Origin of the sequence: Cryptobacterium curtum DSM 15641 (genome assembly GCF_000023845.1) — a bacterium.
Taxonomy (GTDB): domain Bacteria; phylum Actinomycetota; class Coriobacteriia; order Coriobacteriales; family Eggerthellaceae; genus Cryptobacterium; species Cryptobacterium curtum.
The window spans coordinates 170,595-197,353 of the sequence record NC_013170.1 but is presented as its reverse complement, the minus strand read 5'-3'; the positions used below and the strand labels follow the sequence as shown (position 1 = coordinate 197,353).

24 protein-coding genes, 1 tRNA gene and 1 other RNA gene are annotated in these 26,759 nt (G+C 51.7%); 2 read left to right on the top strand and 24 right to left on the bottom strand.

The window, feature by feature from the left end:
• Positions 1–14 precede the first annotated feature (14 nt).
• From CCUR_RS00790 to ffs, 8 genes are all read right to left on the bottom strand, one after another.
• Positions 15–1,466: a basic amino acid/polyamine antiporter gene (locus CCUR_RS00790; protein ID WP_012802583.1), complete on the bottom strand. Its 1,452-nt coding sequence runs from the start codon at positions 1,464–1,466 to the stop codon at positions 15–17.
• Between the two features lie 223 nt (positions 1,467–1,689).
• The gene (locus tag CCUR_RS00785) at positions 1,690–2,913 is read right to left on the bottom strand and encodes an arginine deiminase (protein WP_012802582.1); all 1,224 of its coding nucleotides are present in this window, start codon (positions 2,911–2,913) and stop codon (positions 1,690–1,692) included.
• A gap of 609 nt (positions 2,914–3,522) precedes the next feature.
• A complete protein-coding gene (locus CCUR_RS00780) occupies positions 3,523–4,749 on the bottom strand; it encodes a deoxyguanosinetriphosphate triphosphohydrolase family protein (RefSeq protein WP_012802581.1) in 1,227 nt (408 codons plus the stop codon).
• Between the two features lie 53 nt (positions 4,750–4,802).
• Positions 4,803–5,399 (bottom strand): recombination mediator RecR, encoded by a 597-nt coding sequence (gene recR, locus CCUR_RS00775; RefSeq protein WP_012802580.1) that lies wholly within the window; start codon positions 5,397–5,399, stop codon positions 4,803–4,805.
• A gap of 33 nt (positions 5,400–5,432) precedes the next feature.
• The gene (locus CCUR_RS00770) at positions 5,433–5,738 is read right to left on the bottom strand and encodes a YbaB/EbfC family nucleoid-associated protein (protein ID WP_012802579.1); all 306 of its coding nucleotides are present in this window, start codon (positions 5,736–5,738) and stop codon (positions 5,433–5,435) included.
• A gap of 48 nt (positions 5,739–5,786) precedes the next feature.
• Positions 5,787–8,489 (bottom strand): DNA polymerase III subunit gamma/tau, encoded by a 2,703-nt coding sequence (gene dnaX, locus CCUR_RS07120; RefSeq protein ID WP_012802578.1) that lies wholly within the window; start codon positions 8,487–8,489, stop codon positions 5,787–5,789.
• Between the two features lie 4 nt (positions 8,490–8,493).
• A complete protein-coding gene (locus CCUR_RS00760; protein ID WP_012802577.1) occupies positions 8,494–9,201 on the bottom strand; it encodes a VTT domain-containing protein in 708 nt (235 codons plus the stop codon).
• A gap of 122 nt (positions 9,202–9,323) precedes the next feature.
• Positions 9,324–9,417: signal recognition particle sRNA small type (gene ffs / locus CCUR_RS07385), an RNA gene on the bottom strand.
• 142 nt (positions 9,418–9,559) lie between these two features.
• Between ffs and CCUR_RS00755 the strand changes: the two genes are divergently transcribed.
• Positions 9,560–10,057: a phosphatase PAP2 family protein gene (locus CCUR_RS00755; protein ID WP_041225386.1), complete on the top strand. Its 498-nt coding sequence runs from the start codon at positions 9,560–9,562 to the stop codon at positions 10,055–10,057.
• Between the two features lie 75 nt (positions 10,058–10,132).
• Positions 10,133–11,638 (top strand): FAD-dependent oxidoreductase, encoded by a 1,506-nt coding sequence (locus tag CCUR_RS00750; RefSeq protein ID WP_012802575.1) that lies wholly within the window; start codon positions 10,133–10,135, stop codon positions 11,636–11,638.
• Positions 11,639–11,769: 131 nt separating this feature from the next.
• Here CCUR_RS00750 and CCUR_RS00745 read toward each other — a convergent pair whose 3' ends face one another.
• The 16 genes from CCUR_RS00745 to CCUR_RS00670 form a co-directional block, all read right to left on the bottom strand.
• Complete coding sequence (locus CCUR_RS00745; RefSeq protein ID WP_012802574.1) at positions 11,770–13,170, bottom strand: bifunctional folylpolyglutamate synthase/dihydrofolate synthase; 1,401 nt, start codon at positions 13,168–13,170, stop codon at positions 11,770–11,772.
• Between the two features lie 140 nt (positions 13,171–13,310).
• Entirely contained in the window at positions 13,311–13,898 is a 588-nt protein-coding gene (locus CCUR_RS00740; protein WP_012802573.1) for a uracil-DNA glycosylase, read from the bottom strand.
• Positions 13,899–13,934: 36 nt separating this feature from the next.
• The gene (gene alr / locus CCUR_RS00735) at positions 13,935–15,200 is read right to left on the bottom strand and encodes an alanine racemase (protein ID WP_012802572.1); all 1,266 of its coding nucleotides are present in this window, start codon (positions 15,198–15,200) and stop codon (positions 13,935–13,937) included.
• Positions 15,201–15,216: 16 nt separating this feature from the next.
• A complete protein-coding gene (locus tag CCUR_RS00730) occupies positions 15,217–15,738 on the bottom strand; it encodes a MogA/MoaB family molybdenum cofactor biosynthesis protein (protein ID WP_012802571.1) in 522 nt (173 codons plus the stop codon).
• Positions 15,738–16,991 (bottom strand): molybdopterin molybdotransferase MoeA, encoded by a 1,254-nt coding sequence (locus tag CCUR_RS00725; RefSeq protein WP_012802570.1) that lies wholly within the window; start codon positions 16,989–16,991, stop codon positions 15,738–15,740. The genes CCUR_RS00730 and CCUR_RS00725 overlap by 1 nt, the downstream gene beginning before the upstream one ends.
• 331 nt (positions 16,992–17,322) lie before the next feature.
• Positions 17,323–18,333 carry an energy-coupling factor transporter transmembrane component T family protein gene (locus CCUR_RS07115; RefSeq protein ID WP_169302059.1) on the bottom strand — a complete coding sequence of 337 codons (1,011 nt, stop codon included), beginning with the start codon at positions 18,331–18,333 and terminating at the stop codon, positions 17,323–17,325.
• Between the two features lie 136 nt (positions 18,334–18,469).
• Complete coding sequence (gene rplQ / locus CCUR_RS07680) at positions 18,470–19,213, bottom strand: 50S ribosomal protein L17 (protein ID WP_012802567.1); 744 nt, start codon at positions 19,211–19,213, stop codon at positions 18,470–18,472.
• A 12-nt stretch (positions 19,214–19,225) separates the two neighbouring features.
• A complete protein-coding gene (locus CCUR_RS00710) occupies positions 19,226–20,176 on the bottom strand; it encodes a DNA-directed RNA polymerase subunit alpha (RefSeq protein WP_012802566.1) in 951 nt (316 codons plus the stop codon).
• 32 nt (positions 20,177–20,208) lie between these two features.
• Positions 20,209–20,802, bottom strand: a complete 594-nt coding sequence (gene rpsD / locus CCUR_RS00705) for a 30S ribosomal protein S4 (RefSeq protein WP_012802565.1) — start codon at positions 20,800–20,802, stop codon at positions 20,209–20,211.
• A gap of 18 nt (positions 20,803–20,820) precedes the next feature.
• Positions 20,821–21,219, bottom strand: coding sequence for a 30S ribosomal protein S11 (gene rpsK / locus CCUR_RS00700; RefSeq protein ID WP_012802564.1), 399 nt, complete (start codon positions 21,217–21,219; stop codon positions 20,821–20,823).
• Positions 21,220–21,231: 12 nt separating this feature from the next.
• Complete coding sequence (rpsM, locus tag CCUR_RS00695) at positions 21,232–21,600, bottom strand: 30S ribosomal protein S13 (protein WP_012802563.1); 369 nt, start codon at positions 21,598–21,600, stop codon at positions 21,232–21,234.
• An 18-nt stretch (positions 21,601–21,618) separates the two neighbouring features.
• The gene (rpmJ, locus tag CCUR_RS00690; RefSeq protein ID WP_012802562.1) at positions 21,619–21,732 is read right to left on the bottom strand and encodes a 50S ribosomal protein L36; all 114 of its coding nucleotides are present in this window, start codon (positions 21,730–21,732) and stop codon (positions 21,619–21,621) included.
• Between the two features lie 152 nt (positions 21,733–21,884).
• Complete coding sequence (infA, locus tag CCUR_RS00685) at positions 21,885–22,103, bottom strand: translation initiation factor IF-1 (protein WP_012802561.1); 219 nt, start codon at positions 22,101–22,103, stop codon at positions 21,885–21,887.
• Positions 22,104–22,358: 255 nt separating this feature from the next.
• Positions 22,359–22,916 carry a shikimate kinase gene (locus tag CCUR_RS00680; protein WP_012802560.1) on the bottom strand — a complete coding sequence of 186 codons (558 nt, stop codon included), beginning with the start codon at positions 22,914–22,916 and terminating at the stop codon, positions 22,359–22,361.
• Positions 22,917–22,961: 45 nt separating this feature from the next.
• Positions 22,962–23,037: transfer RNA gene (locus tag CCUR_RS00675), tRNA-Lys, on the bottom strand.
• Between the two features lie 55 nt (positions 23,038–23,092).
• Positions 23,093–26,716 (bottom strand): SpaA isopeptide-forming pilin-related protein, encoded by a 3,624-nt coding sequence (locus CCUR_RS00670; RefSeq protein ID WP_012802559.1) that lies wholly within the window; start codon positions 26,714–26,716, stop codon positions 23,093–23,095.
• Positions 26,717–26,759 lie beyond the last annotated feature (43 nt).

The following is a 26,759-nucleotide window of genomic DNA, read 5'->3' as shown; positions in this document are numbered from 1 at the left end:
TGCACTCTGTGCAACTAGAACACCGGAATAATACCTACTGCAGTCAATGGGATAGAAATCACACCCAGCAGAGAGATGATCACCATGGCAATCTTCTCGCTGCCAGAAATAGCGGTGATTCCACCTTCCTTGCGGCCTTGGCTGTAGAAGAAGAAGCCCGGAATGTAGCCCAAGCAAGCCAAGAGCAGGAAGCCCCAACCGGTAAACAGCACACCTACAACCTGGAACAATAGAGCAATGATACCGAAGATCAGCTGACTCGTCTCGTGGTTCTGCAATGCATACTTAACTTGGTATGCAGCAGCAAATGCCCAGGTAATAGCAATGGTAACAGTACACATGCTAATAGCAAAAGTGTATGCATCCTCCGCAGTAAACGCAATAATCAAAAAGACCTGCGTGCAAGCAGCAACGATGATCAGAGCCATGCGCGGTGCATTCTTAGAGTTCATCTTGTTCCAAGAAGCGGGCAGTAGGTGATCCTCAGACATGCCCGAGGACGTTTCGGCCGGCAGCATGGTGAAGGACAGCCATGAACCGAGCACTGAAATAATGATGGCGACGGAAATAAACGTACCACCCCAACCGGGAGCCATAGCTTCGAAAACCGTAATAGTTGCAGGCTTAGGAGCTGCAACGAGCTCTTCGTAAGGCATAACGCCATACGGAAGTACTGAAGCGCCAATGTAGAGCACCAACAGAACGATAAGACCAATAATTGTGGCTTTACCAACATCGGATTTCTTTTCGGCGCGCTTCGACATAACTGTCGCGCCCTCAATACCGATGAATACCCACATCATGATCAAGATGCAGTTGGTTACCTGAGTGCTTACATCTCCCAGTTCAACTTCACCGTCTGAAACCATCATGACAGTCGCATTGCGACCCATGGTGCCCCAGAAGTCTTCAGTGAAGATACCAGCTTTGAATGTAAAGATGGCGAACAAGATAAACAGCAAAATAGAAGCGATCTTTACTACCATGACGATAGCGTTCAAGAACGCTGCACTTTCCACACCGTTAATAACCAAGAACGTGAGCAGCCACAGGAACACAGACACGCATACGATTGCGGCGATGTTAGGATCACCAGTCTCGGTAGCGAATACGCCCGGCATCAAGCTGCCGAATACCTGTGCCACCATGGTGGCAAAACCAACGTTACCCAACCATGCAGACAGCCAGTAGCCCCAGCCAGACAAAAAGCCCGAGAAGGGACCAAAACCAGCGGTTGCATACTGGTAGATGCCGTCAATGTCAGGACGTTTTGCGCCCAGATTGGCTAAAGACAGCGCCAAGAACAGGAAGCCAGCGCCGCAAATAAGCCATGCGACGAGCGCTGAACCAGGAGCTGCCACATTAGCCAGCTGACCGGTTAAGGCAAATACACCAGAACCGATACAGGAGCTCACGACCAGGCCGATGAGACCGAACAGGCCTACGCCTTTGACCTTTTCTGCCATGAAATTTCCTCCTTGCTATAAGGTTTATAAACCACTCGGGCTTTCCCTTTACCTGCCTGTGTCACGCGGCTCATCCGAAGCACATCCGAAACAACGTCACGCAGGCAGCCCGGGTGGCGACGAGCCTTCCCCTCTTGCGCGAGAGAAAGAAGACATCGTGTCAAAGAAAATACCCCAAGTGAGCACGTCTTTCAAGAGAAGTGCCCACTTGAGGAGGTGCATCTTAGATATCCTCGCGCCAAGCGGGCATGCTCATGCAGCGTGGGCCACCACGACCGCGGGAGAGCTCAGCTGAGGGCACGACCTTCAGCTCAAGGCCCTGCTTGTAGAGAAAATCGTTGGTTACCTCGTTGCGCTCATAGACCGCAATAGTACCCGGACGGATGCACAGGGTATTTGAGCCGTCGTTCCACTGCTCACGCTCTGCAGCAATACGATCGCCCGCACCGCACTGCAAAAGCTTAACCGGGCAGCCAACATACTTAGCCAAGATGCTCTCAAGGTCACTATCGAGACGCTTAACGGATACTTCTCCGCCTGCGGCAGGAGTAAGTTCAAAGACGGTCAAGGGCCCTAAGATACCCGGATGGATCGTGAACTTGTCACGGTCGATCTGTGTGAACACCGTATCGAGATGCATAAACGCACGAGAGTTGGGAATATCAAAGGCAAGGATCGTGTCAATGGAGCTCGTCTCATCGGCAAAGATGCCACGAGCGAGCGTGTCAATAGCATCAGGTTCGGTACGCTGAGAGATGCCAACAGCCAATACATGAGAGTTCAAGTTCAAAACGTCTCCGCCTTCAATGTGGAAGGCCCAATCACGACGATAGTAAAGCGGTGTGCCCTTGAAATCAGGATGATTGTCAAAGATGTACTGACCATAGAGGGTCTCACGATTGCGGGTAACCGAATACATACGATGTACAGTTACCCCCGTGCCCACCATAGCAAAGGGATCACGGGTGAAGTACAGGTTTGGCATAGGGTCGACCACCATCTTGGTGGGGCTTGATACCAAGTCAATAAGGCTGCCGGAGCGATCGACATCAAGTTCGGCTAAATTGATGCCTTCCATGGTCTTTTCAACCAATGCCTTAGGATCGGCATATTCGCTATTGAGGTAATCACGAATAATACCTTGCCACTTTTCGGTATGAATACCAGCCTCTTGGGTCCACTGAGCAATAAACTCATCGCGCAGAGCAGGATTGTCACGAATGACATCTGCCATGAGGTCCTCAAGGTAGACAACCTCAACGCCCTCATCGCGCAAAACCTGTGCGAATGCGTCATGTTCGTCTTGGGCTACCCGCAGAAACGGGATGTCGTCAAATAACAGACGCTCAAGTGTGTCAGGGGTGAGGTTTAATAGCTCCTTGCCGGGCCGGTGAAGGATGACCTTCTTGAGCGGGCCGATCTCGCTCTTAACGTTGACTCCGGTCATGATCAGATCCTCGCTTTCTCGCATGAAACTCATGCAAATTAGGGGGGCAAACTACACCGGCGAGAGCCGATGCAGCACTCACTGTTCCCTACTCTACGCAGCAAACGAGAAAAGGCAATTATGAAAATTTTATTGAGGATACTTTTCGGTAAACGGTAGTAAAATTCGTATGAACGGAACGGTAAATATGATGGAATAATGAAATATACAGATATATTGTAGTAAATTTGTATAAAAGCATCTTATTTACCTGGTATTATTCTACAAATCAGATTATTTTAACTTGTCAATAGTCATTATTTTATGCGAAACGTTCTTTATTATTCACTTTTTTATCATAATCGATCAATCAGATATAAACAGACGCAATTGGCTACTAGGATAGTAGCATTATCGGAATAGTTCGTCTGCTCCATTCATCTTTTTTGGATAAGAGAAACAGCTATAATAGCAGTGCTTTCAAGGCAAGGGGTTTGCCTTACTGAGAGGGGCTTTAAGGCATCATTGCTGAGGAGGGAAGCTGCGTATCTGCAGCAGAAATCCCCCGGATGAATCAACGTATCCTCCGGGGGATTTCATCTCAACTCGTTTCTTAATGAAACTCGTTTCCTAATGCGAGAAGTACGGAATGTACAGATCCTCTTCCGAAACTGCTTCGCGCGGATAGAGATAGTTATAAAGCGCGATAAAGTACTCATCGGTCATGCTTGCAAGATAATCAACAACCTTATCGTCATCAGTTTCTTCATTGCGATAATCATCGCGATTGCGCATCATCCACGCATTGAGATGATGCCGGAAAATGGGCGACTCTTCACGGCCAGCCTTCAAATCGTCGATACATTGCTCATACAATCGCTTCATCATAGGAGCGATCAACTGATCGAGACGCTCGTGAGCGGCAGGAGAGGCATAGATCTCGCGCGCGTTACGTTCTTTGGCTTCCACTAGCGACGAGAACACTTCGTCGTCGAGAGAAAGATAGTTGTGCCCCATACTATTTTTTATGAGGTTAACGCTCACGTTATGAATAATTTCTCGATTGGTTGTCCCAATAACACTATTGAAAAGCGGATAGTCGTCGTCGGAAAACACCTTAACCGTCAGGGCATCCTGCCGATCTTTTCCCAGATAAGCAAGCATATCGCAGATGCGCACAACACACCCTTCTAACGTCGAAGGACGCAGCGTCTGACTGGCGCCAGCTTCAGTCGAGCATTTTTCCATTAACGTATCAAGTTCAGCAAACGTATCGCAAGCAGCTGGTTCGTAGCGCGCAAACGCCTTTTCACCGCAATGACACAGAATGCCGTTAAGTGTCTGCAACGAAAGATTACGCCCCGCGATAGTGCGCAGCAGACGCACACTGTGAACATTGTGATTGAAGTAACGACCAGTTCGTGCGTGATAGAGGTCGGAAAGCACCCGTTCGCCCCCATGTCCAAACGGGGTATGCCCCATATCATGCCCAAGTGCAATAGCTTCTGTGAGTGCGCCATTAAGCCGCAGCGCAGATGAAATCTTGCGAGAAATATGTGCCACCAACTGGAGATGAAATGATCGACGTGTCAGATCATCGTTGCGATAAAACGGAAATACCTGCGTTTTATCCATACAGCGATTATAGAACGCGTTATTTAAGATACGATCAACATCACGTGTGAACGCCGGGCGTAATAGTGCGTCATCGTCGTCAACCGTATCGGGACGCTCGTAAATAGCTTCGCTATCGCGTGTTGCTACCGGACTGAGTGCCTTTTGAGCTTCAGCTTGCCCTTCGCGTAAAAATGCAGCTTCCTCTTTGGTAAATGAGAAAAGCGGATTCTCTGCAACCATATGTGAACCTTTCCCTTATGGAGCTGCCCCGCTGATCCCACCGCTGAGCGCGTCTATATGACCCGACGGCTTTCTATTGCACGCGAAAGGGTTACCTCATCAGCGAATTCGAGATCGCCACCCACGGGCAAACCACTTGCAAGACGCGTTACCTTAATATTCAACGGGCGAATAAGACGAGCCAGATAGCTGGCGGTTGTCTCCCCTTCGACGTTGGGATTAGTGGCAAGGATAACCTCGGTTACCTGGGGGTCGGACAGGCGACGCATAAGTTCGTTAATATGTAGTTGATCGGGGCCTATACCCTCTAGGGGAGATAGGGCTCCTCCTAAAACATGGTACACCCCCATAAACGCAGCAGTACGTTCGATAGGCGGAATGTCCCGCGGCTCTGAAACCACGCAGATAATTCCCTGGTCACGCTTAGGCGATGCGCAGATCTCGCACAAATCACCTTCAGCGTAATTGAAGCACCGTGAACAAAAATGCACGGTGTCCTTTACTTCCATGATCGCGCGAGACAACCGCTCGGCAGAGGCGCGATCGGAATTGAGGATCCAGTACACCATGCGCTGTGCTGATTTGGGACCAATACCCGGCAAACGCGCGAATTCGTCGAGTAACGTCTGAATAGAGGGGGCTGAATACATAAGTACGTTACCTCTACACTGTACGTGCTGTGATTAAAAACCCGGAAGGTTCATGCCGCCAGTCACAGCATTCAAACGGGTGTTGCTGAGGTCGGCCATGCCGCGAAGCGCTTCGTTTACCGCAGCTAAAACCATATCTTGCAGCATTTCAGTGTCATCAGGATCCACGGCAACCGGATCAATTGAAATGGACTGAAGCGTCATTTCGCCCGTGACAGTTGCCTTAACCATACCGCCGCCAGCAGACGCTTCGTAGGTCATGTCTTTGATTTCATCCTGAGCAGCTGCAAGTTGCGCCTGCATCTTCTGAGCCTGGCGCATCATCTTCTTCATATCCATGGGAAAGCTCCTTTAGTTTCTTACTTGCTGCATTTTGCCTGCTGCAATCTATTCATCTACTTCTTCAAACGCAATAGAAAGACCCATTGTGTCGGATAGCATTTTACTCAATTTATCCGCCTGGTCTGCTGAAGATTGTTGGCTGGATTCATCTTCTGAAGGCTGCTGGGGCATCCCGTTTTGTAAAGACTGCGGGGCTGCTACATCTGAGTGGGATTGTTGTTGGTTACCGCTGCGGCCTTGATCGGGGCCACTGCTCTCCTGCTGGTGCGCCCCGCTATTCGCTGTTGATTGTTGAGATGTAGCACGAGCGGTCTTGCTGGAAGCCGTATTAGACGCGGTATTGGAGACAGCATTAGAAGCCGTGCGCGGCATATCGGCTGCCGCAACTGACTCGCGGGTGAATGCAGCGCTCGGTGGCAGGCCTTGCGCGCGGCGCTGTGCCTCGGCAAGAGCGCGTTGTGCATGTTCAATAAATGTTGTTGGCGCTGGTGGTACCGTTGACGCATCGGCTTCTTGGTCTGCAGCATTCGACACCGAAGAAATTTGTGCAGTTGCTGATGCGGTTGATTCAGTTGATTGGGAAAGAACCGTTGCAGATTCAGCAGGTTGCGCAGCTGTTGGTACAGGAGCAGTGCGCTCTGTAGGCTGAACAACCATTGATGCAGAAGTAATTAATTCAGCGGATTTGGCAGGTTGTACGGTCGATAGAGAAGCAGCAGCTTCTCCTGCCGTTCCCTTCGCAGCTGCCGCAGCCGCCTCACGAGCACGAGCGCGCGCAGCAGCGGCTGCCGCCTGTATTGGTGAGAGTGGAGGCGTTGTTGACTTCTGTTGCATCGAGAGCGATCCAACTGATGCGGATGCTGATGGCGGCGCAGAAGGAGCCGACTCGACAGAAGAAGTGACATTCGCAGAGGAATCCAATGGGGAACGTTCCAACGGTTCCCCTGAAGCTGCTCCTTGGGTGGTCGACGAGGGTTTCTGTTTCAGCGCAAGCGGAATGTCTTTCCCGATTGCCTGGCGAAATGCCCCTTCAAGTACCTCTTTTACTTCAGGTTTTTGCGCCATACTGAAGGCAAGAGGATTATCCGCTGGGAACAAGATGGCGACTCCTTGACCTCCTGCTTGCACCTGTACACTGGCATTAACAAGAAGCACTCCGTAAGAAACCTTTTCGCGCTTCACTATTGAAACAACCTGGCGCCATACACGTTGTAGGGCGGCTGGATTGCTGATGATTTCAGCGGTTTCGCCAGCAGCAGTTTCAACCGAAGCGGTCGGCTGGACTACCGGTGAGTTTGACTGAGTTGCTGGCGTAGGAGATTGCGTTGCTGTTGTTGCACTCGACTGGCTTGCGGGCATAGAAGCTTGAACAGCTCCTTGCACTGGAACTGACGTCTGCGACACCGCAGGTGTAGACGGATTGGCTGCGGCCACTGAAGTAGCTGCAGGCGATTGCGGTACCACTACAGGAACAGGCTGAGCTGGCTGAGACGCCCCCACTGGGGGGACATGAGCAGAAGCCTGAACAGGAATGCCAGCTGCACTCTCCGACTGCGCTACAGCCTCCCTTTGCGAAGGTGTGCTCTGTGCTGGTTGTTTACTCTGTGCCAGTTGCTCCTCGAGTGTTTCAATTCGCGCAGCAAGCGCTTCAAGCGTCAAATCAGATTCTGGACGAATCATACGCGTAAGCGCAATCTCAAACGCCAATCGCTGATTCGATGCCGTACGCAATTCGGACGAAAGCTCACCAAGAATACTGAGTAAGTGAGTCAATCGATTGGGTCCAAACAGCTTCAGCTCTGAAGCGAGCTCGCGTCTTTCAGCATCGGTGACATCGAGTGCAGCATCGGTACCTGCCAAAGACATTACATACAAGTTGCGCACCTGCTGAGCCATATCACGTGTAAATTGAGCAAGGTCAGCCCCGGTTTCAACATAGGAAGCAACCCAGCTAAAGCACGCCGCGGCATCCCGTACGCCGACAGCAGCCATAATTTCGGCAAGGTCAGATGAATCAAGTGACCCAAGTAAATCTTCAGCTCCCGCAACGGTCACCTTACCTTCGCCGAATGCAATAAGCTGTTCAAGAGCAGTAAGGGCATTACGCATACCCCCATCAGCACGATGTGCAATCAGATCAAGGGCTTCTCCTTCAAACTCGACATTTTCGGCTACGCACACAGCACCCAGGCGCGAGACAATTTCTTCGTTAGAAAGACGATGGAAGTCGAAGCGCTGACAACGTGAATGGATCGTCTCTGGCACTTTCTGAGGATCGGTGGTACAGAGGATAAATACCACATGAGCAGGCGGCTCTTCGAGCGTTTTCAACAGCGCGTTGAAGGCAGCGATCGAGAGCATATGCACTTCGTCGATAATGTAAATCTTTGCCTTGCCGCGCGTAGGAGCAAAGTTCACCCGGCCGATAATTTCCTCACGAACGTTTTCTACCCCCGTACGGCTTGCCGCATCGAGCTCGTACACATCGGGGTGAACACCCTCGGCAATCTCTTGGCACTCGCGACAGCTGCCGTCTGGTTCGGATGTTGGTCCCTTTTCGCACAAAAGGGCCTTGGCCAAAAGGCGTGCCATCGTGGTTTTACCGGTACCGCGCGGCCCACAGAAAAGGTATGCATGACTGACTTTATCCTGCTCAATGGCATTTTTTAGTGTCCGTTCAATATGCTCTTGGCCTACCACGTCACCGAAGACCTGTGGGCGGTACTTGCGATACAGCGCCTCTGCCATAACGTCACTTTCCTTCCGAATTCTGCGATGGGTGAATAGGGTGCTCAGCCGAAGACTTTTTGCTTGCGCGCGACGAAAGCGCTGTCTTTACTGCACTAATAAAAGCGGGAAGCACCGAAATGCCGACGATGCCCAATACGATAACTTCGAAATGATCCTGCACAAGAGAAATGCCCCCAAAGAAGTACCCCGTCAGCACAAACAGACTGACCCAAGCAGTACCCCCAATAACATTGAAGAGCGTAAAGCGACCAAAATTCATGTGGCCAGTACCAGCCACGAACGGAGCAAACGTGCGGAAAAAGGGCATGAAACGCGTAATGACAATGGTTAGCCCCCCATAGCGCGCGAAGAAATGATCAAGCTTTGCCATGCGCTCGGGAGTAAGTGCGCGCACCTTGCCCGAATCGATAATACGACTTCCAAAAAAGCGCGCTATCCAGTAGTTGCTCGTATTGCCCAAAATGGCTGCCGCATAGAACACGATAAGCGTCGCTGCAATGTTGAGCCCGCCCCCATCGGCGGAAAATACCCCTGCAGCGAACAAAAGACTGTCTCCCGGAAGAAACGGGAACACTACAACGCCCGTTTCGATAAAGACAATCAAGAACAAAGGCGAGTACACGAGTACTGGCCCCAATGCCACAATCCATCCTGCTATAGCAGCGCGCGGATCATGCAATAAACCAATAATGATATTGACGAGATCCATGGATGCCTTTCGCCCACATCAGCACAGGAATAGCTTGCCATACGTTGCAAGATCGGGTTGCCATGAAACATCACAGCGAAATTGCACAGACGGATACATACCCGTCTTATGACGCAAAGAACCCCGAATAGGCACGGGCGCTCGTCAGCGGTCCCTTATGGCTGCTTCCTCCCGGACCTGACCAGGTTCGGAACTTGGCGCCGCCCGAGCCCATTCGAGGTGCTCTCTCGACGCAGTCTAGTATACCGTCATCATTCGAGATGAATGAAGGATCAGCCGTCTGGTAACGAAACGAACATAGAGACGCAATCTCGCGACACCGCGATACAAGCATGCGATGTGCGCGTACAATGCACCTATGTATACTCGCACGTACGCCCGCATATCTGCCCCATTTCGCCGCCTCAAGCACGGCCGCCTTGTTGTTGTCACATTTGACCGAATGCTTGTTGGCCTTATCGCCGCTACCTACCTTGCATCGATAGTATGGATGGTCGCAACCGGAGATGATCGCGCGCTACGGCTTATTATGGTGCCCGCTTCTTCGTTTATTTTCGTAACAGTTTTGCGCGCTGCGCTCAACGCCAAGCGACCGTATGAATTGTTCGCCATTGATCCGCTGATACCACGCAATAGAGCCGGTAAGTCGTTTCCAAGCCGCCATGTATTTAGTGCCGCTATTATCGCTTGCACTTTAGGGTACGTATATCTTCCCTGGGGCATCGCTGCGTTCATTGCCGCTAGTATTGTTGCCTGCCTGCGCGTAATTGGCGGCGTCCATTTCCCCCGCGATGTGCTTGCCGCGCTGATACTTGCCCTTGCTTGCGGGGCTATTGGTTTTGTTTTGATCCCCTAGCTGCAAACATATAAGCTGTCAGGCAGACGGATGTGAACAGAGGAGAATCTCGCGTCCGTAGAGAAGGGGGCTTTTATGGGTACATCCATCACAACAAGGTGTCATCTGACCCGTCGCCAATTTGCACGGATAGTCATTGGAGGCGCAGCCGCAACTTCACTGGGGACACTTGTGGGTTGCGCACCTCAACCTGCAGCAAACCGTAAGAACAACGAGCATATCAGTCGTACGGTGTCTTGTGATGTGTTAGTGGTCGGCGGTGGCGGAGCAGGTGTTTCTGCTGCTGCAGCGGCAGCAGGTGCGCAAGCCGACACCATCTTAATCGAAAAACTTCCATGGCTTGCAGGGTCAAGTTCACTCGCAATTGGCACTTTCTACGGCGCTGATACTAACCTGCAAAAAGCACAGGGAATAGATGATAATGCGGACGATCTACTTGCTTATTTCCTGCGCCGCGGCGGAGATAAACTTGATTACGATATTCAGAAGTTTTGCGCCGACCACTTCGGTGAAACCATAAACTGGCTCGCCGACGATCTACAGGTGCCGTTTAAGGATACCGTGTCGCTAAAGGGCACCGACACCGTGCCGCGCGGACACAACTGCAAAACAAGCGCCCTTGATGCCTTGGATGCCGTCACACAACTTGCGCGCGAAAACGGCGTGAAATTCCACTTCAGTACTGCTGCGCGAGAACTGGTTATCGAAAACGGAACGGTCACTGGCGTGATTGCATCTGATGCCACGGGTAAACTGGTGCGCTATCAGGCGAAGAAGACCATTATGGCTTCAGGCGGGTTCTGTCGCAACGACGAAATGATAGCCGAATACATGCCCGATTATGCTGGTGTTTATACCGAAGTTGGCGTCGGTCTTACTGGTGAAGGTCTTCGTATGGGGCTTGATGCAGGTGCTGATTACATTGGTCACGGCGGAACCAACGGCATTTTGTCCTGCCCCATCGAACCAGGTCAATCAAAACTTATTAGTAAAACGGTTATGTGGGTCGATAGCGACGGCAACCGCTTTGTGAATGAAGGCGGACAAACTCATGATATTTACTATACTGTCGCGCGTTTTCCCGATAAGAAATTCTTCGCCATCTATGACCAGGCGGCCTACGAAGCACTCGGCGACAAGCAGAAAAATAATCTCGATCGCGGCGTTACTGATGGTCTCGCTGCCAAGGCTGATACCCTTGAAGCTGTCTGCAACGCCATGGGTGTCAATGCACAAACAGCTGCGATAACACTGGCTTCCTACAATGAAATGGCTGAAGCAGGAGTAGACACGCAATTTAACAAGAAGGCCGATAACCTCAAAGCGTTAACGCAGGCTCCGTATTACGTCATACAGATGGGCGTCTGCACCCATGGCAGTTTTGGTGGCTATCGCGTAAACACCGATTTCCAGGTGCTTGATACAACTGGTGCGCCGATCGAGAACTATTACGCTGCCGGCGAGGTTTGCTGCGGTACGTTTATTTACGACGATTACCCTTCTGGTGGGTGTGGGCTCAACTGGTCGTACACGTCGGGTCGCTTTGCAGGCGCGAATGCCGCACAAGCTGCTTTAGCATAAAGGAAAAGAGTTTATTTGACTTTTCCACGTGGGCAAAAGTGTATCTGTCTCTCGTGATACTCCCAGGCGATACCTGGTGTAATAGGCAGAAAGCTTCTATTACACTGGAGATGCCAAAAGATACAAATAACTTAGTCGGCTGAGTGCTTATCAAGCGCTGCCATAATGTCGGCAATAGAATACAGGCTGCCGAAGGCGCACACGAGCCCTTCGGCGCCTGCCATCTGCTGTGCACAAGTGACTCCCTGACCAATGGATGGCGCACAGACCGGATTCAGAAGCCTCTCATCAATTGCGATACTTTCGTTTTGAAGCTGTTTAGCAAGAGAAACCACTTGACTGGCCAGCTCTTGCGCGCCTAAAGCACGCGGATTCGGTGGGGTTATACAAACGACACCACAGCCAGAAGGCAACACGCGACGCAGCATGCTCGTAACATCTTTATCAGCCAGAACCCCGATAAGCAGAACTGTCCGCCGTGCGGGATAATTCGCCTCAAGCGAATCGACCAGTGCCTGTGCCCCCTGCGGATTATGTCCCCCATCAACAATAAATTCAGGGCTATGCGACACCACTTGGAAGCGACCCGGCCAGGAAACCTGGGCAAGTCCCTCACGTAAGTCCTGTTCGGTAATGGTTATACCCTTCTGTATCAGCGCGTCAATCGCCTCAATAGCAAGTGCCGCATTATGCGTCTGGTAACTTCCTTTCAGCGGGATCGAAAGGTCGGTATAACTGCGATAGGAAAAATGCGCCGGCGTTCCTGACAGTCGCTGCTCGTCGACTACGGTAACAGGTGAACCCACTTGTAACGCCGCGTTTTCAATGACGCGCATCGCTTCAGGCCGCTGTAGTGCACTGACAATCGCTGCGCCAGGCTTTATGATGCCTGCCTTTTCATGGGCTATCTGCGCTAAGGTGCTGCCGAGAATATCGGTATGGTCGAAAGAAATAGGAGCCAGCGCGCAAACAGCCGGCGCCGCTATAACATTGGTGGAATCAAGCCGTCCGCCTAAACCCACTTCAACTACCGCCATTGTGCAGCCAGCAGCTACAAAACACACAAAAGCAACGGCTGTCATGAGTTCAAATTCGGTTGGATGATCGTCCATCTGCTCTGCAACGCGACGAACCGTCTGTGTTGCTGCGCACAGAGCGGCAAGTGAAACATTTTGTCCATCAATGCGAATACGATCGGTGAATTCAATAATATACGGACTGGTAAAGAGCCCTGTTCGATACCCGGCATGCTGCAATACCGACGCAACCATTGCACATGTTGACCCTTTGCCGTTAGTGCCCGCCACGTGCACGACAGTCAACTTATCTTGCGGGTTGCCGAGTGCCGCCATAAGGGATTCGATACGCTCAAGCCCCAGCCGACTTGAGCGCCAGCGTGGTTCGTTGAGATAGGCAATCGGATCAAAGGTATCGACAGCGTCAGCGGTATCAATGGTATCGGAGATTCCAAGCACGTTAGGGACACCACGAGTGTTAAAGGTGCTCCTTGAAGTAGTTTCATCACTGCTCATATTCATGTACTCCATGTAAACAACTATCGCTTGATTACTTGTTACAGGCCTCATCACGCAATTGCACGCTATCTCGTTTCGTGCCCATTGATTTGATTTATCGCCTTCTTCTCGGGTTGCCCTTCGTTCTTCGTTGCCCTTTAATTTGCGGCTACCTCGTTTTGATTTGATTCCTTAACCAAGCGACCAAGCGTGCGAAAATCATCTTCGAGCGCCTGCTGTTTCGTGCGGTCGTAGATTGCTGCAGCAGGATGGTAGATAGGAAACACCTTAAACCGGCCCGCGTGTTGCAGCTGCCCATGCAGCCGCGTAATACCCAGCTGCGTCTTGAGCACGAACTTCGTGGAAAAGTTCCCGAGCGTAACAATGAACTCAGGATTGATTGTTCGCGTCTGTTCGCGCAGAAACGGCGCACAGGCAGTGATTTCTTCAGGAAGCGGATTGCGATTTGAGGGCGGACGACATTTGAGCACGTTGGCAATAAACACATCGTCACGTGCGAGATCAGCAATCTCAAGCAACGCATCAAGCTTCTTACCTGCCGCGCCGACAAACGGCTCGCCCTGCAGGTCTTCATTCTTGCCCGGGGCTTCCCCAATAATCAGGATGCGCGCCTGCGGATTGCCCGCACCAAACACCACATTAGTACGGCCCTGCCATAATGGACAAGCATGGCAAGCCTCTACTTGACGGCGAAGAGATTCCAGCGATTGAGGAGTTATTAACATACGTGCGTTCTCGATCTGTTGTGTGTGAAGAGCGGTCTACCGATACAGGCGCGGAAGACGCCAGGCAAAACCAATGGCTACTTCATGTTCAATGGTGTTGGCAAGATACGCCATCTCGGTGATGGTTGTTATCGCATCGCCCTGATTGCCTACCACCGTCACGATATCACCTAGCTGAGGGTTAAGCCGCGGATGAGTGCCATAGGTGCGCATGTCCACTTCAAACATGCACTGATCCATGCAGATATTGCCAACTTGCCGGCAGTACTGGCCGTCCAAGATAACGTTAACCTTGCCCGAAAGCAGTCGGTTAAATCCGTCCGCATAGCCTAAGGGAATCGTACATATCCGCACACTGCCGGGACTACGATAGTTCAACCCGTAGCTGACCCCCTCGCCCACCGACACATTACGAATGTCAGTAATGCGCGCATAGACACTCATGGCCGGCTTCAGGTCAACCACATCGCGCGTTTCTTCACACGGATGGAAGCCATACATCGCAATGCCAATACGCGCCATATCAAAATGCGATTCAGGATAACGCAGCAGTGCTGCCGAATTAGCCGCATGCACGATACCAGGATCGATACCTGCCAAGCGAAGTGCTTCGATCGCTTCGGTAAAGCGCTTCATCTGTATCCGAAAATCGAGATTCTCCGGGCAGTCGGCTGTCGCAAAATGGGTGAACGTACCCTCCTGCTCAAGCGCCCGATGAAACGATATCTGCCGTTCAAATTCAAGAATATCTTCGGCGTGTACACCAATACGATTCATACCGGTGTTAACTGCCAAGTGAAACGGTGCCTTCAGGTGATGCGCATCGGCAATCTCACCGTACGCAAGCGCAAACTCTGCCCGATACACCGAGGGCATAATCTTGTACTCCAGCAACAACGGAATAGCTGCCTGCGGCGGTTCAGAAAGCAACAGAATAGGAGCACGCAAGCCCGCTTCGCGCAAGGCAATGCCCTCGTCAACGGTAGCGACAGCCAGAGCATCAGCGCCTGAGTTCAGCGCAGTACGCGAAACCTCAACAGCCCCATGCCCATACGCATCAGCCTTTACCACGGCCATCAATCGGCAATTCGGCTGCAAACGACGTTTCGCCTCATGTAAATTGTGGCGAATGGCTGATCGATCGATTTCAACCCAGGCCCACCGACGGTCTTCGCCCGCTATACTGGCAAGCGCTTCTTTACTAAAAGACACAGGAGAAGCCGCTTGCGTATCTGCATCGGCATAGCGCAGCGGATCGTCTTTGCGGCTAAATCCGGTAAATCCATTCAATGTATCATCCATCACTGCGAAGCCTTCCCTACTTGCCGTGGCCTTCGCCTGCCATCATCGATACTGCGTGGGGTAAAACTGCCTTGACGCCTTCCCAATTTTCGCGTGCAGCTTTTTCGCTGCCAGGAAAGTTAATAACCAGATGACGACCCCGCTGCATGCAGAGAGCGCGAGATAACATCGCGTATGGAGTAATAGTTAGACTGTACGCACGCATCGCTTCAGCGATACCGGGCACTTCGCGCTCGCAAACATCACGTGTGGCCTCAGGCGTTACATCCCGTAGCGAAAGACCACTGCCACCACACGTAATAATGATATCGGCATCTAAATCGTCAGCCGCCCGAATGATGGCTGACGAAATAAGCGTACGTTCGTCACGCACGACCAAACGATCGATAACCTCCCAGCCTTCAGCGCGAATAAGGTCCTCCAGGGCAGCACCAGCAGTGTCTTCTCGTATGCCGCGCGTATCTGAACAGGTAATAACGGCAATACGAAGCGCTGGCCGCTGATGAGAAGCAGATGTATCAGGTGTGGCTGTGCTCATTAGAGAACCAACTCCTCCGGGATATCCAAAAGCAGGCATTCAACCATATCGCCCGCTTTTTTACTTTCTAAGCCTTCCGGCATAATAGCCAAGCAATTACTGCGTTGAATAACGCCGAAAAGCCCACTGCTCTGATTGCCTGCCGGCGTAACACTATAGCCATTCTCGTCCTTTTCAATGGTAGAACGCAGATAGATGCGGCGAGGATCTTTCTTTTTTACATCCTTCGAGAGGCGCGCGCGTACACACGTATGTTCAAAACGACTGAACCCTTGCATCTTGCGCAATACCGGACGCACCAGCATTTGAAAACCCACATAGGCGGCAGCCGGATTTCCCGACAGACCAAATACTGGGACACCATCAATAAGGCCAAACGTCTGTGCCTTGCCCGGACGCATGTTGACCGTCGTCATAAACAGATCGCCCTGGTCAGCTACTACCTGCTTGATGAAATCATAATCACCATTAGCCGCACCACCCGTTGTTAACACGAGATCGTAGTTTTTGCAGGCGGACGCCACCGCAGCACTCAATGCTTCAAAGGAATCCGGCACAATGGGAAGAACATTGGGTATGCCACCTGCCTGTTGTACACAGGCAGCCATCGCGTAACTATTGGAATTGCGAATCTTTCCTGGTCCGGGAACCTCGGTCGGTTCGACAAGCTCTGTACCTGTTGCAATAACAGCAACACGAGGGCGCCGATAGGTACGAACCGATACGGCCCCACAACTCGCAAGAAAGCCCACACCGGCACTGCTTATGACATCGCCTACTGCAACAACTCTTTGGCCAGCTCGGGCATCTTCGCCCGCTTCGCGCACATTTTTACGATAGGCAATCGGCGCATCAAAAGACACCATGCTGCCAGTTTTGCCGTCACCATCGACAACAGTTACAACTTCATATTTGACAACTGAATCGGCATCGGAAGGCAATGGGGCACCTGTCATAATGCGTACGCATTCGTTTGGACCAATCGTGCCAGTAAACACCTCACCAGCGCCTTCTTCTGCTATTACATTAAGCGTCACCGGAGAAGCGACACTTGCACCTGCCAGTTGGTTGGCACGCAGTGCAAATCCATCCATAGCCGAATGAGCAAAGGGTGAAACATCGATATCACTTGCAATATCCGTGGCAGCAACGCGGCCAACCGCTTCAAGAAGGGAAACCTCTTCGCTGTCGAGGGGGGAAACATGATCAAGAACAAGCTGCCGTGCCTCTTCAGGAGAGATCATCTCACGCATTTCTCATTCACCTTTCATCTTCGCTGTTCATCTGGCAGGTTCTACCCTGCTCGCTTCTACGATTTCATTATAGTATGCCCACCGGCAATGAACTGAAAGCTCCTTAACGGAAAGTGCTCAACGAAATTCTTTGAACGGGTGACTAACGGGAAGCACTCAATGGAACAAGTTTATGGATGTGCTCAGGTCACGCAAGCTTTATACAGCGGTTGCTGCTGTCGCAATAGAAAAGAAGCCTGAAAAAGGTGAGCTTGTTCTAAAGAGTTTCATATAACAGCTGCTGCAGTGATACAGAAATGGCAGCAAGGTAGCACATACCTGATCAACGACTTTATGCAACAACTGCTACACCAATACAAAAAAGGGATACCACGATAACAAGTGCATAATCGGAAAAGGTAAGCGCTGTATCAGAAAGCCGTGTTGAAGGACCTGCCCCATACGCACGTGCATCCATAGCTACCGCTACGGTATCAGCATGACGATACAAACCAACAAAAAGTGGAATCAGTAGTGTCGTCCATGCCAAAAAGCGCGTTTGTATGCCCCCATGATTAAGGTGAGCGCCACGCGCTCGCTGAGCCTGGACAATACTTCGAGATTCTTCCATGAAAACAGGGATAAATCGAAGTGCTAACGACGCCACGGTAGCCGCATCGCGACTAAACGCCTGCCACCTATTTGAGCGCACATCATAATTGCGCACCAGACATCGATTCGAGCCCGCGTCGCAACTAGTCGGCTGCTTCCCCTTTGAGTGCCCCTGATAACCAAACTCATTTCCTCGCTTTGGGTGCTCGCGGCGATTATCCCTTGCCTGCGCATGACCACGGCCGCCTCTAAACGGATGAAGCATGTCCTCTAATGCGCGAGCAATAGAAAAATCGGCTGTCGTATAGGTAAACACAAGCGACGACATCACTAGCAGCACGATGCGCAAAGCCAAAAAGACCCCCCGTTCGCATCCAGCCGGTGAAAACGATAGGCCTCCAAAGGAAACTGGTAAGGGTACCAGGGGATATCCCGGAAAAATCAACGACTTATCAGGCGGAAAAAATGACGTATTCGTATTAAACGACACACTCGCGCCCATTGATGGGCTGGCGCTAACTGAAGCGCTTGTTTCAATCGCAAACGACTGCATCAGAATGGCAAAAGCAAGCAATATACCAAGCGGCACAAGCTGGCGCAGTGCCAAACGCCACGGAAAACGTGCCGTAGCAATGGCATTAATAAGAAGCACCCCGAAGAAAAGCAGCCCTCCCCATGTGCCCACAACAAGCAACGAAAACGAATACACCAGCAGGAGTACGAGCTTAACTCGCGCGTCGAGTACGTGCATTGGCGTTGTATCACCGTGATATGTCGCAGCATTTTTTACCATGTCATATAAAAACGGAGGCCGCTTGTGCGAACCTCCGTTTCATCATACCCGAACAACACTACCTACTGCGTTACGAGCACTGCCGTAATATGAGCTATTCGCCCGCATCTTCCTTAGCAGCTTTATCGGCGTCAACCTTTTCTTCCTTGGCAGCCTTTTCCACCTTTGCATCGTCGGCGTCGAGAGCAGCTTGTTCGGCTGCACCTTCAGCGGCTCCGTCGACAGCTTTTTCAGCTGCAGATTCTTTTGCATCGGTCTTCTTGGTTGCCTTGGCCTTGCTTGATGCGCCCTTAGTAGTGGCCTTTTCGGAAACAGCTTTGTCCTCTTCGACGGCGGACTGCTCTTCTTTGGCCTCGTCAGTTGCTGCAGCAGCCTTGGATTCTTTTGCGTCCTCGGTCTTCTGAGCAGCCTTCTTCGGGGCGGTCTTCTTGGCACCCGAAGCAGCCTTGCTCGACTTTTCAGCCTTCTTCTTGGCAACTGGTTCGGTTACCAGTTCCATGATGACCATCGGAGCGTTGTCACCCTTGCGATAGCCCAGCTTCATGATGCGTGTGTAGCCACCGTTACGATCGGCAAACTGACCCTGCGCAACCTTTTCGAACACCTCGCGCACGAGTTCTTTATCACCAAGAGCACGAATAGCAAGACGGCGAGAATGCAAGTCACCACGCTTCGCCCACGTGATAATACGATCAACGTCAGGGCGAATTTCTTTCGCGCGCATTTCAATCGTCTTAATGCGATCGTTCGTAAACAGGGCTGCAACCAGGCTCTTCTTCATGGCCTTGGTGTGGCTGGCGTCGGTGCCGAGCTTGCGACCCTTCTTGTAATGTCTCATCGCTTAAATCTCCTATTGCTTCAGGTTGAGGCCCATAGAAATGAGCTTGTCCTTCACTTCTTCAATGGACTTCGCACCGAAGTTCCTGATGTTGAGAAGGTCGTTTTCTGAGTATTCCACCAGCTGGCGAACGGAATGAATGCCGGCACGCTTCAAGCAGTTGTAGGAACGAACGGAAAGGTCCAAATCCTCGATCTGCTTATCCAGCTCGGCGTTCGTTTCTTCACCTTCAGGTGCAAAGATCGAAGGAACTTCGCCTTCTTCTTCCTCTTCACTTTCGTTGAGAGAAAGGAAGGCACCCATGTACTGTGTGACGATGTTTGCCGCTTGGCACACCGCATCAGTCGGGGTTAAGGAACCGTCCGTTTCGACTTCCAGAATAAGCTTGTCGTAATCGGTGCTCTGGCCAACACGTGTGTCGGTAACGCTCAGTGCGCAGCGACGCACTGGCGAGAAGAGTGAATCCACGTGAATAATGCCGATAGGGTCTTCGTTGCGCTTGTTGCGTTCAGCAACTACATACCCACGCCCAACGCCAATGCGGATGGTCATATCAAGCTGTCCACCATCGGCAACCGTTGCAATCACATGATCGGGGTTGACGAGGGTAAATTCGGTGGGAACCTGCAGGTCGGCACCGGTAACCGTGCAAGGGCCTTCTGCCGACACATGGGCAGTTGCCTCAATAGCGTCTTCAGCAAATACGCTAAAGACCAGACCCTTTACGTTCAAAACAATATCGGTAATGTCTTCAATGACACCTTCGGCTGTCGCGAACTCATGCTGCACACCGTCGATTTGAATGGCGGTAGCGGCAGCGCCGTCAAGGGAGTTCAGCAGCACGCGGCGCATAGTATTGCCGAGCGTATACCCATAGCCACGCTCGAGCGGATCCACAACGAAACGAGCAACGGTATCGCTGACTTCTTCCGTAGTGATCGTAGGCCTCATGAACTCTGTCATATGTAATAAGCCTCCTTAAAAGCCGCGTGTTACTACTTGGAGTACAGCTCGACGATGAGCTGCTCGTTGATGTCCAAATCAATCTGCTCACGGGTGGGAAGAGAAAGCACGCTACCCTGCAGCTTCTCAATGTCGACTTCAAGCCAAGCGGGAACCTGCACGCGTTCATTGCTTACCAGCGCACTCTTGATAACAAGGAGTTCCTTAGCCTTCGGTGCCACAGCAATCAGATCGCCGGGACGTACACGGTATGACGGAATGTCAACGCGGTTCCCATTGACCGTAATATGGCCATGCGTAACTGTCTGACGAGCCTCGCGACGCGTGCGGGCAAAACCCAAACGGAACACGATGTTGTCGAGACGCGACTCAAGAATAGCCATCAAGTTTTCGCCGGTGATGCCAGACTGACTCTTCGCGCGGCGGAAATAGCCACGGAACTGCTTTTCCTGTACACCATAAATGAACTTGGCCTTCTGCTTCTCACGAAGCTGCATGCCATATTCGCTTTCCTTGCGGCGGCGCTTGGGTTGACGCTTGGATTCCTTGCCGGTGTAACCAAGGACAATCGGGTCAATGCCGAGCTGCCTGCAACGCTTCAGAACCGGAGTCCTGTTCACTGCCATAATTCAAAATCCTTTCAGTTAAACGCGACGACGCTTGGCCGGACGGCAACCGTTGTGCGGGATAGGGGTGCAATCCTGGATGGAAGCAACTTCCAAACCTGCTGCCTGCAGGGAACGGATAGCGGTCTCACGACCGGAACCAGGCCCCTTGACGAACACGGAAATCTTTTTAACGCCGTGCTCCATAGCAGTCTTAGCAGCAGCCTCTGCAGCCATCTGTGCAGCAAAGGGGGTGGACTTACGAGAGCCCTTGAACCCAACGGTGCCGGCAGATTGCCAGGAAATCACGTTGCCCTGAGGATCGGTGATGCTGACGATCGTATTGTTGAACGTAGACTTGATATGCGCAGCGCCAACGGTAATGTTCTTGCGCTCGGAACGCTTAATACGCGTGCGCACGTTTTTCTTCTGTGCCACTGGTTACTACCTCTACTTCTTCTTGCCGCCGATTTGCTTGCGCGGACCCTTGCGGGTACGAGCATTCGTATGCGTACGCTGGCCATGAACGGGCAGACCCTTGCGATGACGCAGGCCGCGATAGCAGCCAATTTCCATGAGGCGCTTTACGTTCTGGCTGACTTCACGGTGAAGGTCGCCTTCTACCGAGAGGTTTTCATTAACATAATCGCGGATCTTTGTGAGATCTTCTTCGGTGATATCCCTGACGCGGGTATCGGGATCAACGCCGGTTTCGGCGAGGATCTTCTGCGAAGTGGTCAGGCCGATGCCGTAGATGTAGGTCAAGCCGACTTCAATACGCTTATCGCGCGGAAGGTCGACGCCAACAAGACGTGCCATATTCTTCTTCCTCTTTCTCTAGCCCTGACGTTGCTTATGGCGTGGGTTTTCGCAGATAACAAAAACCTTGCCGTGGCGTCTGATGATCTTGCACTTGTCGCACATTTTCTTGACCGAAGGACGTACCTTCATATCAATCTTCCTTTCGGTATGTGTTTCCTCTATCGCTACACCTGGCCGCAGGTGACCGATTTTGACGGAAGCGCAGCGGCCTTGCGCTTGGCGGCTCTCAGACAACAGCGCACTCGATTATCGAGATGAGAGCCATCGCCTGATGCATGAGGTTACTTGAAACGGTAGGTAATACGACCACGATCGAGGTCGTATACCGAAAGCTCAACCGTCACCTTATCGCCCGGCAGAATCTTGATGTAGTGCATCCGCATCTTGCCGGAAATGTGAGCGAGGATCTGATGTCCGTTTTCAAGTTCCACCTTAAACATGGCGTTTGGCAGAGCCTCAAGTACGGTACCACCTAGCTCAATGACGTCTTCTTTACCCAAAAGTAATCCTTCCTGCAACAGCAGCCCTTTCGGAGGCGAAGCTCTTACTGCAAAGCAAGAAGGGAGCCCAAAACTCCCTCAAACCCACCGCACTCTTTTGGCTGGTGGAAGGGCGGTCGAACGGCGCCCGGCACTCTGCAGCAAATACTCGGGGGAGAAGCGCTTGCCCGTTGAAGTATTCGCCTTCCGTAAAACGAGTGAGAGGCACCAAAGCACCTCATCGCTCGAATCGCTCCATTGGCTATTGTAGTCGTTTTAGTCTTCCTTGACTAAAATTCCATTTTCGAGAAGGATTGCCTCAACCTGATCGGCAATCTCAGGAACTGAATAGCCCGTGGTCTCCACATACGCATCAGCCGCTGCTTCATAGAGAGGAATGCGCTCAGCAACTGTACGCCGGGCCGTTTCGATATCTTTGAAGAGCGGTCGGGAATCAGTATTGGGAATACGATGGGATGCTTCTTCGGCGGTGACGCCAAGATATACCGCATACCCATGAGTTTTCATAATGGTGATGTTTTTGGGGCGTTTTACCACACCGCCGCCGCAGCCGATAAAACGTGGTGACCGACGAGAGAGTTCTTCAAGATACTGCGTTTCAAGATCGCGAAAGCTTTCTTCGCCCTCTTCGGCAAAAATGTCCGCAATAATACGATCTTCAAGCAACTCAAGGTATTCATCAGCATCAATAGAAGCGAGACCAAGCGTCTTAGCAAGATACTGGGACACACTTGTCTTGCCAGCTCCCATGAATCCGATAAAGTACACTGGCTTTGTCAGCTCGTATCCTCCAGCATGGTGCCTGCGTGCCATGCAGCCCCCTCGTCTTCGCGGATTATGCATAAGGATGCCAAAAGGTGGTGGGTCGTGGGGGGCTCGAACCCCCGACCTTAGGATTAAAAGTCCTCTGCTCTACCAACTGAGCTAACGACCCACCTTATACAGCGCTTACGCGCGGCCTGTTATTGTACTGATGACAGCGAGTTCGGTCAATGAATACCCCGCCGACGCACAACAAAAAGAACGAGACTTGCACCAATCGCTAGAGAAAGGACACAGAGAATACCTATTAGATAGTCACCTGTTTTCGGCAGAGAAAAGCCTGGCTTATCGACAAACGAAACGGTCTGCTCAGCGCTCTGTATATCTTCATGTGTGGCAATGACATGCCCTTTTTCGTCAACTAGACGCTCGAATACCACCGCACGCTTGCCTGATACCTCTTGTTCGCGTATTGATAGCGTCACATCAACCGATCCGTCTGGTGCATCAGGAGTAAAACTGGCCTCCCCTGTTGCGGGCAATCCATCACGGGCTGTAAGGGGTGCTGCACTATCAGCATCAACCAGCGAGGCGATCATGCGATACGTTTTCCCGGGCTCAAGACCTCGATAGCTCACCGCATCAATAACAGATCGCGTACCGCTGCCATCTGAGCCTCCATCACGTGCTGCAGTAGAGATATCAATAAAGTGCACCATCTGTCGCGTGTCGGCTATATCTTCATGCATAGCAACAACACTATCGCCTAAAAAGCATGTTTCATAGGCAACAACACTCTTACCGGCAAGTCCACTTGCATCGAACGAGAAAACTGTCTCGACACTGCCCGATGAATGTTGCGCGCTAAAGGTTGTCTCAGCCGTAATGGGCATTCCATTAATCGAGAGAACTTCGCCCGTCTCGCAATCCATTAAGGTTCCGACCAGGCGATAATTCTTGCCTGCTTCAAGACCGCTATACGATACCGCATCAATAATGCTGGCTTCCGCGCGCGCCTGCCCTTCGTGCGAACCACTTTCTTGATCAGATGCGTCGCTTGCAAGCTCAATGGGTTCATTCGAGAACGTCAAGGTCAGTTGCGCTACTGGAGCATGTTCTACCGAAGTCGTCTCAGAACTATGTGCCGCAGCTTCATCAAGGTGTACGAAGCCCTGATTGTCTACGGTAAACGTGCGCTCTTGCTCGGTATCAAGCGCATATCCGTGCGGTGCAGCCTCTTCCTTTACGCGATAAACCCCTGGGGAGAGACCATCTAAGGATGCATTACCACTTTCGTCTGTCTCTATCTCTGTCACAGTACCAGAATCGAGTTTCGTTACACTAAATCGAGCCTGCGGCAACCCTTTATCGGTATCTTTAGCCGACACCTTGCGCACGATTACCCGAGTACGACTGTCTGTTACCGGACAATCCGTCTCTACCAACGCTGTCTCTTGCCCCGCATATGCAAGTTCAACCGTCTTTATGGCTGTATCCCGTGCATAACCCGCAGCGGGAGCTACCTCTTCAACTGCATAAGAGCCTAGGCGTAAACCATCGAATATGGCGACACCCTGACTGTCTGTTGCCATCTGACCTATTTCGTCACCAGCATTAGCGTGTATGGTTCCATCAGCTGAAACAATATCTTTTTGTGCCTTTAGTCGATAGGTTGCCCCGGCAACCACCTGTCCAGTATCAGAATCGGTTTTGACAACACGCAAGCGAGCGCGCGGTTGGTTGTCAACGCAGGTTACCGTCAGTGGATTATCCCAATCGCGAAATCCCTGTACATCAAAACGGATTGGTTCTTTATTAATCAAGTATCCCTCAGGAGCCTGTATCTCATGAAGTTCGTATATTCCCTCTTCAAGCAGCATGGGCAACTGGATCTCGCCCGCGTCGTTTGTTGTCCACTCGGATTTACTCTGTCCCGTCGTGCGATCGATATACTCAACAACGCGCCCATCTTCCTTGTACAGCGAGAACGTACACGGCAGTGGAATACGCTTACCCGATTCCGCATCGACCTTTTCAATACGCAACGGTGTCTGCGGAATGCGGTCAAGCACTAACGTGGGTGGATCCCATGCACCGTCCGATTGGATTGATACCTTCCAGTCAGGTACGGTAAGCAGCGTTTTCCCATACTTAGCTTTAAAACGATCGGCCGTTTGATTGGGTATTACCTCATGAATTCGATAGGTGCCAAACGGTAGAGCACCCGTCCACCCCGCTGGTGTTGCCCAACCGTTTGTTTCAGATGCCCTGGTCGAAGCCTGACCGGATTCATCAGTTTTGATGGTGCACACCACTTCGCCAGTCTGACAGAGAGCTCCTGTTTCTGGGGAGATGACGGGCTGTTCGTTGTCGTTGATGACCTGAAAGAGCACCCCTTCCACCAGCACGCGCTGCTGTTCTTGCGGGTTGTCAGAAAGCGCAGTTGGGGCTTCTTTAATCAGACGGAAATCGCCACGGATCGGTTGTTCAGGACAGGCAGGCGCCGCAAATGAAGACACATGCGAATCGACCCCATCAGACGTAATCTGCACGCAGAAGGTACGCTGTGCTTCGCTCGGTAATACATAACCCAACGGCGCCTTCACTTCTTCGATAACAACGGTACCAAGCGGCAGTGCTTCGGTGCCGTTTTCGTCGGTATAGAGCGCATCCCCCTCTACCTGGTCATCCGTGCGGTAGCGGCACACTCCCTCGCTGTCGGTTTCAAACACCCATGAACGTAATGGGACACCCGAAGCACGGGCGGCATCGGCGGTATCAAAGAAGCCTGCATAATATTGGAAAGAAAACCGCGCATGCGCAAGCGTAGCTGCCCCTTGCGATAGACCCGCCCCCATTGATGAGTCAACCTTGCGAAGCGCGATCTCAATCGGGTTCATTTGAGGGGTGTCCGATACCGTTGATCCGTTAACCAAAGTGGTTGACCCTGAAACTACTTCAACGGAATATTCGCTTCTATCGAGCGCCATGCCTTTTGATGGAGTTGTTTCTTTGACAGTATACGATCCTGCCAAAAGACCCTCGAGGTGCGCATATCCGTCTGCATCGGTCGTGAGCGTTCCCACTACTTCACCCGATGCCGCACGTACTTCATAGGTGGCACCCTCTAAGCTGTAGCAAGGATTGCCAGCGCTCACTGACTCATGCGATGAAATCTTATGCAGCTCGAGAGAACCAACCGGCGCAAATGAAACGATATCCTGTGTCGAAGAGCCCGTATGAAGGGCAAAGGTAGTAAACGCCGACGGCACATCGTGCAGATGAGCAGCTATAATGCGTGCAGTCGCTTGCTCGTTGGAGACAAGACCTTCTTCGTCGTATCCGAGCACCTCAGCGCGGGCCCATGTGCGAAATTGCTGCGAGGTGCCCTTAAGTGCCGCAATAGCGCTGTCGTTATACGCCTCTGCCACAATAATATGTGTTAAAGCAGCATAGCGCTCGTCGGTCATCGCGCTTCCGTCGTACCAGGTAGTAGGCCACCAGGAAGCGTCAAAACCAGGACCACCAAACCCAAACCATAGATCGGCACGTACTTCATCGGTGCGCCCATTTGTGGCGACTATCTCCTGTTTTTCATACGAACCGGCAGGCGGCGTCTGCTTTTCTGGATGAGCGCAATACGCCATGCTGCCCTCGACGGAAAGCCAATTCGTGCTATAGCCACCATAGAAGATATCGGCCCCTACCTCAAGCGAAGCACTCTCTGAAGCAAACGCTTGCTCTAACGTCGTGTGAAAGACGAAAAAGCAACCGCAACATGCAAGCGCACAGATAAGTGCCCCCGCTAACGCAATTCGCCACCTGCATCGTATTACCCACCCAAAACGCATCGCCGCCTCCTATCACGCAGCTGAAAGCACGGCCATTGGAAGC